The organism is Sediminimonas sp., from assembly GCF_024637375.1.
In the GTDB taxonomy this organism is placed as follows: domain Bacteria; phylum Pseudomonadota; class Alphaproteobacteria; order Rhodobacterales; family Rhodobacteraceae; genus Sediminimonas.
Genome location: NZ_JAGXFK010000001.1, coordinates 1 through 11,535, shown reverse-complemented (window position 1 = coordinate 11,535; position 11,535 = coordinate 1). Strand labels below are relative to the sequence as shown.

General features: G+C 65.3%; 10 protein-coding genes. 7 read left to right on the top strand and 3 right to left on the bottom strand.

The features are described from left to right. Positions 1–109: 109 nt before the first annotated feature. The 3 genes from Q0L89_RS00050 to Q0L89_RS00040 form a co-directional block, all read right to left on the bottom strand. Entirely contained in the window at positions 110–256 is a 147-nt protein-coding gene (locus Q0L89_RS00050) for a hypothetical protein (protein WP_296761449.1), read from the bottom strand. A 47-nt stretch (positions 257–303) separates the two neighbouring features. Then, the gene (locus tag Q0L89_RS00045) at positions 304–1,341 is read right to left on the bottom strand and encodes a patatin-like phospholipase family protein (RefSeq protein ID WP_296761447.1); all 1,038 of its coding nucleotides are present in this window, start codon (positions 1,339–1,341) and stop codon (positions 304–306) included. Between the two features lie 76 nt (positions 1,342–1,417). Then, positions 1,418–2,218, bottom strand: a complete 801-nt coding sequence (locus Q0L89_RS00040) for an IclR family transcriptional regulator (RefSeq protein ID WP_296761444.1) — start codon at positions 2,216–2,218, stop codon at positions 1,418–1,420. Between the two features lie 173 nt (positions 2,219–2,391). Between Q0L89_RS00040 and Q0L89_RS00035 the strand changes: the two genes are divergently transcribed. The 7 genes from Q0L89_RS00035 to Q0L89_RS00005 all read left to right on the top strand — a co-directional run bounded on the left by Q0L89_RS00035 (position 2,392) and on the right by Q0L89_RS00005 (position 10,844). Next, positions 2,392–3,921 (top strand): ABC transporter substrate-binding protein, encoded by a 1,530-nt coding sequence (locus Q0L89_RS00035; RefSeq protein WP_296761442.1) that lies wholly within the window; start codon positions 2,392–2,394, stop codon positions 3,919–3,921. 106 nt (positions 3,922–4,027) lie between these two features. Next, positions 4,028–4,945 (top strand): ABC transporter permease, encoded by a 918-nt coding sequence (locus Q0L89_RS00030; protein WP_296761440.1) that lies wholly within the window; start codon positions 4,028–4,030, stop codon positions 4,943–4,945. Between the two features lies 1 nt (position 4,946). Further along, positions 4,947–5,849 carry an ABC transporter permease gene (locus tag Q0L89_RS00025; protein ID WP_296761438.1) on the top strand — a complete coding sequence of 301 codons (903 nt, stop codon included), beginning with the start codon at positions 4,947–4,949 and terminating at the stop codon, positions 5,847–5,849. A 4-nt stretch (positions 5,850–5,853) separates the two neighbouring features. Continuing rightward, positions 5,854–6,852, top strand: coding sequence for an ABC transporter ATP-binding protein (locus Q0L89_RS00020; RefSeq protein ID WP_296761436.1), 999 nt, complete (start codon positions 5,854–5,856; stop codon positions 6,850–6,852). Beyond that, positions 6,849–7,847 carry an oligopeptide/dipeptide ABC transporter ATP-binding protein gene (locus tag Q0L89_RS00015; protein WP_296761434.1) on the top strand — a complete coding sequence of 333 codons (999 nt, stop codon included), beginning with the start codon at positions 6,849–6,851 and terminating at the stop codon, positions 7,845–7,847. The genes Q0L89_RS00020 and Q0L89_RS00015 overlap by 4 nt, the downstream gene beginning before the upstream one ends. Position 7,848: 1 nt before the next feature. Continuing rightward, positions 7,849–9,432 (top strand): gamma-glutamyltransferase, encoded by a 1,584-nt coding sequence (locus Q0L89_RS00010; protein ID WP_296761433.1) that lies wholly within the window; start codon positions 7,849–7,851, stop codon positions 9,430–9,432. Beyond that, positions 9,429–10,844, top strand: coding sequence for a M20 family metallopeptidase (locus Q0L89_RS00005; RefSeq protein ID WP_296761430.1), 1,416 nt, complete (start codon positions 9,429–9,431; stop codon positions 10,842–10,844). The genes Q0L89_RS00010 and Q0L89_RS00005 overlap by 4 nt, the downstream gene beginning before the upstream one ends. The last annotated feature ends 691 nt before the right edge of the window (positions 10,845–11,535 follow it).

Here is an 11,535-nt window from a genome sequence, read left to right as displayed (position 1 = left end):
CGGCGACGCGATAGGCAGAAGGTCTATCCTGCGGGTGCGGGTGAGCCTTCATTGGGCGTTTCCTGCGCCAGCTCTGGGATCGACCAGTTTGCGCTGTAGAACAGGTCGGTCAGCAGGCCATAGGTCCAGTCGCGCCTGGAAGCATCGAGGCGATGCTCTGCAACCGGTCGCGGGCGATCGCGCGCGCCGTGGTCCAGCAGGACGGGTCGAAGTCGGCCACGAAGGCGAACGCATCGCGCGCGAGCGCCCGCGCCATCGGATCGGCGTGGCATGTGACCGCCGTAGGTGCCGCCGTCGCTATCCCTAGTGGCTGGCGCCGATGCCCTGGAACATCTCGCGCAGATCCACGGTCGAGCGTTTGCCGATTCCGTCGAAATTCTCGTCCAGCCAGCGGGAGGCGGTGTCGCGACCGATGTCGCGCAGCTTGGTCAGAAATGCCCATTCCACGTTCATCTTCGAGGAGGCGCCCAGCGGGTTCAGCTCGGCCTCGTTCTCGACGATATGCACGCGTACCTGGCGGTATTCCTCGACCGAGAGCTTGCCCTGGTCGATAAGCCGGTCGACGAAGTCGATGCCGCGCAACTCCTTCAACAGGCTGCCGTTGAAGCTGATCTCGTTCATCCGGTTCTGGATATCCATCGGCGTCTTCGGCGCGCCCTTGCGCTCGATCGGGTTGACCTGAACCACGACGATGTCATCGGTGCCGGTCTGGCCATGAAAGGGAAACAGGGACGGGTTGCCCATATAGCCGCCGTCCCAGTACGGCACGCCGTCGATCTCGACCGCCTGGTAGAGATGCGGCAGGCAGGCCGAGGCCATCACCATGCCCGCCGTCAACGCCTCGCGTGGAAAGACCTTGACCTTGCCGGTCTCGACGTTGGTGGCCGAGATGAAGAGCTTGAACGCGTCGCATTTGCGCACCATGCCGAAATCTATGGTTTTATCGACCAGATCGCGTAGCGGATTGGCGTTCATCGGATTGAGCTGGTACGGGGAGGCGACCCTCGAAAGCGCGTCCATGGCGTGGTAGACGGGGTTGTTCTCCAGCCCCCAGTTGCCGGTCAGGACATCAAAGGGCGTGCGCTTGAGCGGGCTGTGCCTGGCGCCCTCGCTCATGGCGCGCCAGAAGTGATCGAGGGCTGCGCGCGCGCCCTCGGGGCCGTCGCGGGTAAAGCCGTCGGCCAGCGCGACCGCGTTCATCGCCCCTGCCGAGGTGCCGGATATCCCGGCGATCCGTAGCCGCCCGTCTTCGAGAAACCGATCCAGAACCCCCCAGGTAAAGGCGCCGTGCGAACCGCCGCCCTGCAAGGCGAGGTTCACGAGTTTGGGTTTGTGTGCCATGTGGATGGCCCCTTTCGATTGTGGATACGCTGACCGCGCGGCCCTCAACTCACATATCGTCCATGCCGCGCCCGTATCAATGGTCAGGGCGTGCAGACCCCCGGTGGCCCTGGAAAGAGGGCGAAATCGCATTGGCGGTGTCCTGAAGCTTTGGCAGGATATCGCGGATGATCGTTTCCCGTGTCCAGGTATGGGCCGAAACCGAGCACTGCACGGCCGCGTAGGCACGTCCGTCATGCCCGATGATCGGCGTCGCCACCCCGATTTCGTTCAGGATCATCTGGCCTGTCGAGATCGCGAAGCCGTCGCGTGCCGCGCGCGCGATGCTGCCTCTTATCTTGTCGCGGTCGGTTGTCGTGCTTGGCGTGAAACGCTTGATCGGCCAGCTTTCCACGGCGGCATTGCGGTCGGGTTCGGGAAAAGTCGCCAGCATGGCCCTGCCTGCCGAGGTGGAAAGCGCGGGCAGGCGCCGGCCTATGACGGTGGCGGCGAAATAGGTTCGCTTGCACGGAAGCCGGCTGACGTAGACGATATGATCGCCCGAGAGTTCGGTCAGGTTGACGGTCTCGCCAAGGTCTTGCGACAGGTCGATCAGCTTGGGCATGGCCTGACCGACCAGCGGATCCGACCAGTAGTAGGCATAGGCCATCTGAAGCCAGGCATGCGAAGGGCGGAACCGGCGCGTATCGGGGTCCTTTTCCAGCATTCCTTCGATGTGGAGCGTGTTGGCGAGACGCTGCGTGGCGCTCTTGTCCAGGTCGCTGCGCTGCGCGAGTTCGGTCAGCGACAGCTCGGTATGGGCCTCGTCGAAGGCGCGCAGCAGGCGCAGCCCCTTGGCCAGTGAGCCGACGTAAAGCGTATCTTGCTTGGTTTTCATGCACATCCCGTGATTTGGCTGCAAGCCCGCTCCGGTAGGGCTTGACGCATGCAGGTACATTGGCGTTAATGATCATATAAAGATGTCGTGTATTATAATATGATACATGCGTCAAGAACATATCCACCGCGGGCGTGGCTGTCAGCGCGCCATCAACACAGGGAGAGAAAGTGATGAAGACTTCATGGCAAAAGTGCGGGCAGGGGCTCGCAGGCGTCTTGCTGGCCGCAACGGCCGCCACCGGCGCGGCCTGGGCCGACAAGGCGAACGACACGCTGCGCGTCGCCTTTACCAAGGAACTGGAAAACGTGGACAGCTACTTCAACTCGTCGCGCGAGGGCGTCGTGCTGCAGCGCGCGGTCTGGGACGGGCTGATCTACCGCGATCCGGCGACCAACGAATACAAGGGTAACCTCGCGACTTCATGGGAATGGATCGACGACACCACGCTCGAATTCAAGTTGCGCGAGGGCGTCACCTTTCACAATGGCGAGGCGTTCAACGCCGATGACGTGGTTTATACCGTCAATTTCGTGGCCAAGGCGGAAAACGGGGTCAAGACCCAGCGCAACGTGAACTGGATGGAGTCGGCCGAGAAGGTCGACGACTACACCGTCCGCATACACCTGAAGGAAAAGTTCCCGGCGGCGATCGAATTCCTGTCGGGGCCGGTTTCCATGTATCCGGACGAATATTACGCCGAAGTCGGTCCCAGCGGAATGGGGCTCGAACCGGTGGGCACCGGCCCCTACAAGGTGGTCTCGGTGGTTCCGGGCCAGCGATTCGTGCTGGAAAGGAACGACAGCTATCATGACAGCCCCAAGGGGCAGCCCTCGATCGCCAATGTCGATATCCGCACCATCCCGGATGTGAACACCCAGATGGCCGAGCTGTTCAGCGGCACCCTTGACCTGATCTGGCAGGTGCCCGCCGACCAGGCCGGGAAACTGGCCGAGATGGACCGGTTCACGGTGAAGAACGAGTCGACCATGCGCGTGGGCTATCTGACGATGGATGCCGCTGGCCGTTCGGGCGACACGCCGTTTACCGATCTGCGTGTGCGCCGCGCGGTGAACCATGCGATCAACCGCGAGGAGCTGGTCGAAGCCCTTCTCAAGGGCGCGTCCCGGGTGGTTTCGACGCCGTGCTTTCCCAGCCAGTTCGGCTGTGTCGAGGAGGCGGCCACGACCTATGAATACGACCCCAAGAAGGCCAGGGCGCTCCTGGCCGAGGCCGGCTATCCCGACGGGTTCACCACCGAGTTGCACGCCTATCGCAACCGCGACTATGCCGAAGCGATCATGAGCTATCTGAACGCCGTCGGCATCAAGACCGACTTCAAGTTCCTGCAATACTCGGCCCTGCGCGATCTGAACATGAAGGGCGAAGTGCCGCTGGCCTTCCTGACCTGGGGGAGCTACTCGATCAACGACGCCTCGGCGATGGTCAGCCAGTTCTTCAAGCATGGCTCGCTCGATGATGCGCGGGACGATCAGGTGCTGGCCGATCTGAGCGTGGCGGACAGTTCGACCGACCCCGACACGCGGGTCGCGCACTATGCCAAGGCGATCGAAAGGATCACCGATCAGGCCTACTGGGCGCCGATGTTCTCGTACAACACCAACTACGTGTTCACCAACGAGGTCGACTACGCGCCAACGCCCGACGAGGTTCTGCGCTTCACGACAATGTCGTGGCAGTAAGCATGCCGCTTCGGGGGCCGGCCCGCCGGCTGGCCCCCGTTTGCAGATGTTCGTCCTGACCGTGGTTTCCTCGTCCCCGGACGAGCGATGAAACAGGGATTTTCGCGTGCTCACCTTCGTTCTGAAAAGGCTGGGGCTTGCCGTTCTGGTGGCCTTGACCGTCTCGTTCATCAGCTTCTCGCTGCTGTTTCTGGCCGGGGACCCGGCCGCGGCGCTGGCGGGCGAAACCGCCAGCGGCGAGGATATCGAGGCGGTTCGCGAGCTCTATGGCTTTGATCGCCCGATGATCGTGCAATACGCGGACTGGCTGGTATCCGCCCTGCAATTCGATTTCGGGGAAAGCTACTATTTCCGTCTGCCGGTGGCCTCGCTCATCGTGGACCGGCTGAGCGTGACCATGACCCTGGGCCTGTGCGGCATCACCTTCGCGCTGCTGACCGCGGTGCCTTTGGGGGTGGCGGCGGCGATCCGGCCCAATTCGGTCATCGACCGGGTGGCGCTATTCCTGTCGGTGGCGGGGCAGGCGATGCCCAGCTTCTGGTTCGGCCTGATCCTGATCGTGGTCTTCGCCATCCGGTTGGGCTGGTTGCCGGCCTCGGGGGCGTCGAGCCCGGCGCATTTCATCATGCCGACGATCGTTCTGGCCTACTATGCCATGCCGGCGATCATGCGCCTGACCCGGGCGGGGATGCTCGATGTGCTGTCTTCCGACTATGTCCGCACCGCCCGCGCCAAGGGCGCGCCCGAGGGGCGGGTGCTGTTTCGCCACGCGCTGCGCAACGCGATCATCCCGGTGGTGTCGCTGGCAGCGGTGCAGATGGGGTTCATGCTGGGCGGCTCGATCGTGGTCGAGTCGATCTTCGCGCTGCACGGGGCGGGGTATCTCGCTTGGGAAAGCATCGCGCGCAACGACCTTCCCACCGTGCAGGCGCTGATCCTTGTATTCTCGATGTTCTACATCGTTTTCACCTTCCTGGCGGACGTGCTGAACGCCTGGCTCGACCCCCGGATGCGGAGTAGCTGACATGGCCACGACCGAGCCCCTTGACCCCCTGCTGCGCGACATCGCCGGCCCGACCCCGGGTCAGATGATGCGCAAGCGAATCCTCGGCCACCAGGGCCTGCTGCTCGGTGCCGTCGTCCTTGGCGTTCTGCTGTTCGTCGCGATCTTCGCGCCGCTTCTCGCCCCGCACGACCCCTACGCGCAAAGCCTGATGACCCGGATGGAGCCGCCGGTCTTTCTGGGCGGCGACTGGGCGCACCCGCTGGGGACGGATCACCTGGGGCGCGATTACCTGTCGCGCCTCATCTACGGCGCGCGCGTCTCGCTGCTGATCGGGGCGGTCGCGGCGTTCATTTCGGGTGTGATCGGCACCACCATGGGCGTCTCCGCCGGCTATTTCGGCGGCCGCGTGGACATGGTGGTGACGTTTCTCATCAACGTGCGCCTTGCCATGCCCGTGGTGCTGGTGGCGCTGGCGGTGGTGGCGATCCTGGGTGGCTCGCTCCAGGTGGTGATCGTGGTGCTGGGCCTGCTGCTGTGGGACCGGTTCGCCGTGGTCATGCGCGCCTCGACGCTGCAGGTGCGAAACCGCGAATACGTGGCCGCCGCCCGTGCCATCGGCGCCTCGACCCCGCGCGTGATCCTGTCCGAGATCATGCCCAACATCGCCAACAACCTGATCGTGGTGGTCACGCTGGAAATGGCCCATGCCATTCTGCTGGAGGCGGCGCTGTCGTTCCTCGGGCTTGGTGTCCAGCCGCCCACGCCCAGTTGGGGGCTGATGGTGTCGGAAGGAAAGAACATGATGCTGTTCGAGCCATGGATGGTCGTCATTCCCGGCGTGGTGCTGTTCGTGCTGGTGCTGGCGATCAACCTTGTCGGCGACGGTCTGCGCGACGTGACCGCGCCGGAAAACCGGAGCTGACGGAATGAATGATCCCTTGCTGAGCGTTCGCAACCTGACCATCGACATTCCCGTCGGCGCGGGCACGCTGCACGCGGTCCGGGGCATCGACTTCGACCTCGACCGTGGCGAAACCCTGTGCATCGTCGGCGAAAGCGGGTCGGGCAAGTCGCTGACCTCGCTGGCGCTGATGGGCCTGCTGGGCGGCAATATCCGCCGTGGTGCCGAGCGGATGGACTTCGACGGAACCGACCTGATCACCGCCGGCGCGCGCACCATGCGGGCGCTGCGCGGCGCCCGGATGTCGATGATCTTCCAGGAGCCTATGACCTCGCTCAACCCCGCCTACACGATCGGCGACCAGTTGACCGAGGCGCTGTTGCTGCACCGGCGCGTCGGTCGGCAGGCCGCCCGCGCCCGCGCCGTCGAACTGCTGGAAAAGGTCGGGATCACCGCCGCCGAAAGCCGGCTGTCGCAGTATCCGCACCAGTTGTCGGGGGGGCTGCGCCAGCGGGTCATGATCGCCATGGCGCTGATGTGCGGGCCCGAGTTGCTGATCGCGGACGAGCCCACGACCGCGCTCGACGTGACGATCCAGGCCCAGATACTGAGGCTGCTTCATGACCTCGGGCGCGAAATGAACATGGCCATGATCCTGATCACCCACGACCTTGGCGTGGTCGCGCGGGTCGCCGACAAGGTGGCGGTGATGTATGCCGGCGAACTGGTCGAAACGGGCCCCGCGGCGGACGTGTTCAACACCCCCACGCACCCCTATACCCGCGGATTGCTGCGCTGCATTCCGCTGCCCGGCAAAACCGAGCGCAACAGCGAACTGGGCACCATCCCGGGCATCGTGCCTTCGCTTGTCGGCGACATCGAGGGCTGCGCGTTTCGCACCCGCTGTGCCCACGCCGTCGCCGCCTGCAAGGGGCCGATCCCGCACCGGGGTGCGGCGGGGCACAGGTTTCGCTGCGTCCATGCCGATGGCAAACGCAACGCCGAACAGGGGGTGTCAGCATGAGCGCCGAGACCGATCCCGCGGTTCTGGAACTGCGCAACGTCACCAAGACCTACCGGGTGAAGCAGGGGCTGTTCGGCAAGGCCAGCCTGCTGACCGCGGTGGACGACGTATCGTTGTCGTTGCCGCGCGGCGAGGTGCTGGGCCTGGTCGGAGAGTCGGGCTGCGGCAAGTCCACGCTGGCCAAGATCCTTCTGGGGCTGGAAATGCCCAGCAGCGGCCAGGTTCTGATCGACGGCACCGAGATTCGCGCCCAGGACCGCCTGAGCCTAGCGCGCCGCATCCAGCCGATCTTTCAGGATCCCTATTCCTCGCTCAACCCGCGCAAGACCATCTTCGACATCATCTCGCTGCCGTTGCGCGTGCACCGGGTCGGCGGGCGCGCCGAATGGGATCGCAAGGTGCGCGAAATCCTGGATATCGTGGGGCTGCCCGCGCGGGTGATGGAGACCTATCCCAGCCAGATGTCGGGCGGCCAGCGTCAGCGCGTGGCGATCGCCCGGGCACTGATCATGAAGCCCGAGATCGTGATCTGCGACGAGCCGACCTCGGCGCTGGACGTGTCGGTGCAAAGCCAGATTCTGAACCTGCTGGGCGATCTGCGCCGCGAATTCGGCCTGACCTATCTGTTCATCAGCCATGATCTGGCCGTGGTCGAACATCTGGCGACGCGGGTGGCGGTCATGTATCTGGGCCGGATCGTGGAAGAGGCCGACGTGGCGGGCCTTTTCGACGAGGCGATGCATCCTTACACCCGGGCGCTGCTGAAATCTGTCCTTACCCCCGAGCCGGGCCTCGGGGTGCCCGACACGCAGCTCGGCGTGGCCTATCCCAACCCGATCGACCCGCCTTCGGGGTGCCAGTTTCATCCGCGCTGCCCGATGGCGACCGAGTATTGCCAGACCACGAAGCCGGTCCCGATCCCGACGCGGACCGGACATGTCGAATGCCATCTGCATGATCCGAACAACCCCATGAAAAACGAGAAGGTTGCCTGAGATGTCCGTCAATCTGTCCCGCACCGCGGTGACGCGAAAAACCGTCATCGAGACAGAATTCGGCGTCGTCGCCGCGCAGCACCGGCTTGCGGCCCAGGCCGGGGCCGACGTGCTGGCCGCGGGCGGCGACGCGGTGGACGCGGCGATCGCCACCTCTTTCGCCATCGGCGTGCTGGAGCCCTGGATGAGCGGCCCGGCGGGTGGTGGGGCGCTGATGCTGTGGCGCGCCGACACCGGCGCGGCACAGGGGCTGAACTACGGCATGCGCGCGCCCGCGGCGCTGGACCCGACCGATTATCCGCTGTCGGGCAAGGGCGTGGCGGGCGATCTTTTCCCATGGGACGAGGTTGTCGACAACCGCAACGTCCAGGGGGCGACGGCCGTCGCCGTGCCCGGCCTGGTCGATGGGATGGGCCAGTTGCACGCGCGTTTCGGCAAGCTGCCCTGGGCCGACCTTCTGGCCCCCGCCATCGCCTTTGCCCGCGAGGGATTGCTGATCGACTGGTATGCCGCACTTGTCATTGCGTCCACCACCCGCGAACTGGCGAAAGACCCCGATGCCGCCGCGCTGTTTCTGGAAGACGGGCAATGGCCCAGGACCAGCGGCTGGACCGCCCTGGCCGATCAGCGGCTCGACCAGTCCCGCATGGCCGACAGCCTGTCGCGGATCGCGCTTCATGGCGCGCGCGAGATGTATGACGGCGAGCTGGGGGCCAGCATGGCCGCCGACATCCGGGCCAAGGGCGGCTGTCTCAGCCATGACGACCTGCGCGCCTACCATGCGCGGTTCTGCGCGCCTCTCAGCTTCGACTACCGGGGCGCGCGCCTGCACACGATGCCGGGGCTGACCGCCGGCCCCACCTTCCGCCGCGCCCTGGACCTGATGGCGCGCCGCGACCTCGGCCAAGCGCCCGGCGCCGCCGCCTTTACCGCCTATGCCGATGGCCTTTCGGGCGCCTACGCCGAGCGGCTGGCCAACATGGGCGACACCGGCGAGACAGAGGCGCATGCCGGCTGCACCACGCATTTCTCGGTGGTCGACCGGCAGGGCAACATGGTCTCGCAAACCCAGACACTCCTGTCGGTATTCGGCGCGCGCGTCGTCTCGCCCTCGACCGGGTTGGTGATGAACAACGGGGTCATGTGGTTCGACCCGGTGCCCGGACGCCCCAATTCCCTTGGGCCGGGCAAGGCTTGCCTGATGAATGTCTGCCCGATCCTGGGCGAGGCGGATGGCGCGCGCTTTGCCTTCGGCGCATCGGGCGGGCGCAAGATCGTCTCGGCAATGGTGCAGATGGCTTCTTTCGTGGCCGATTTCGGCATGGATATGGAGGCTTGCTTTCACCACCCGCGTATCGACGTCTCGGGCGGTGAGACCGTCGTCGCCGACGAAACGCTGCCCGCCGGGGTGATCGAGGCCCTTGCAGCCACGCACCCGCTCTGCACCGCGCGTCGCGGCCCGTTTCCCTATGCGTTCGCCTGTCCCGCGGGCGTGATGCGCAAGGCGGGTATCAACACCGGCTGCACCGAGATCATGTCGCCCTGGGGCGACGCAATTTGCGAAGACCCGGAAGGTAATCCATGACAAGAACATCCGCGATCGACACCGCTTGCGCCTATTTCGACGATGGCCGGTTCCAAACTGAGCTGGCCGAACTGGTGGCCTACGAGACCGAGAGTCAGAACCCGGACCAGGCCCCCGAGCTGACCCGCTACCTGGGCGAGGCGATGACCGGGCGGCTGAGCGCCATGGGCTTTTCCTGCGCAGTCCATCCCAACCCGGTGCAGGACGCGGGCCCGATCCTCGTGGCCGAACGGCACGAAGGCGACGACTTGCCCACCATTCTGACCTATGGCCACGGCGACGTAATCCGTGCCCAGACCGCACAATGGCGCGAGGGGCTGCATCCGTTCCGCCTGGTCGAAGAGGGCGAGCGGCTTTACGGCCGCGGCACCGCCGACAACAAGGGGCAGCACCTGGTCAACCTCGCCGCGCTCGACGCCGTGCTTCGCACCCGTGGCACACTGGGCTTCAACTGCCGCGTCGTGATCGAGACCGGGGAAGAGACCGGCTCGCCCGGGCTGGCCGAGTTCTTCGAACTTCACAAGAAGGCCCTGTCGGCCGATGTTCTGATCGCCTCGGACGGGCCGCGCCTGCAACCCGGGACGCCCACCATATTCATGGGCTCGCGTGGCGGGATCACTTTCGACCTGGTGGTGACCCTGCGCGAGGGCGCGCATCATTCGGGCAACTGGGGCGGGCTGCTGTCCGATCCGGCGATGATCCTGGCGCAGGCGCTGTCGACGATCACCGATGCGCGCGGCCAGATCCGCATACCCGAATGGCGCCCCGACAGCCTGACCGACGAGGTGCGCGCCGCCCTGCGCGGTCTGCCGGTCGAAGGCGGCGACGGCCCGGCGATCGACACCGACTGGGGCGAGGAAGGCCTGACCCCGGCGGAACGCGCCTATGGCTGGAACAGCTTCGCGATCCTGGCGATGAAAAGCGGCGTGCCCGAGGCGCCGGTCAACGCGATCTCGGCACATGCCCGCGCCACCTGCCAGTTGCGTTACGTGGTGGGGACCGACCCAGACGACATCCTGCCCGCCTTGCGCCGACATCTCGACGCGCACGGGTTCGAGCAGGTCGAGATTGCCCCCCATGACCGGGGGTTCTTTCGCGCCACGCGCCTGGCCCCCGATCATCCCTGGGTGAAGTTCGTGGCCCGATCGCTGGAACGGACCGCGGGAAAGGCGCCCCATATCCTGCCCAACCTCGCCGGGTCGCTGCCCAACGACGCCTTCGCCGACATCCTCGGCCTGCCCACCGTGTGGGTGCCGCATTCCTACCGCGGCTGCTCGCAGCACGCGCCGGACGAACATGTGCTCAAACCCGTATGCCGCGATGCGCTGCGCCTGATGGCGGCCCTGTTCTGGGATATCGGTGCCGGTGCGGACGGGCGCACCCCCGGGCCGCAAGAAGCGCCGGCGGGGTGAGCGTGATCGTTCGCAACGCGCCCGAGTGTTCACCACCTGACAAAAAGTTCCCAGTCTGCCTCTGGCGCGCCCCCGGTTGCTCGCAGCGCGGTTCGAGAGGCCGCAATGCGGACAGAGCGGCCTGATGCCGGCGCAGAAAATCTGTTGGCTCTGTGCCCCACCCAACCTTTGAACTTGCAGCATGCCGATTACGGCGTTGCGGAAGACTTCGCCGAACCGCCGACAAGGCGGCCTTGAAACCGAGAAATCGGGCGCAAATGCCCAGTTGGCTACCTCGCAAAGCGATATAGCCGCCAGCTTGGCGTAGCCGAATGCCTTGATCAGACATTCCTCAAACGTCCGAAAATCGTTCTTCGAGGAAGGGGTTAAATACCTCTGCCGGCTTTCGCGGTTGTTGTGATTTCGTGGTCACTGCCTCCATCGTTGGGCGGCGGTGCTGTTCCGGGAGTTGCTTGTAGACGGGCACTGGAAGGCCGGTGGCCCAGGCATTTACCTGTGCCTGCCGCCAGAGCTTTGGCTTGCTCCGAAACCGCAGTCGCGCCGGAAAACTTGTGGGTTGGGGCACGGTTTCTTGAGACAGATGGCAGCGCTATTTTCCGAGCGAAGGAGAATAGGACATGGACGACAAGAACAACTCGACATCTGGCGCGACGGAGGCCACGGCCCCGTCGGCGCGCGGCCATCACGCTGG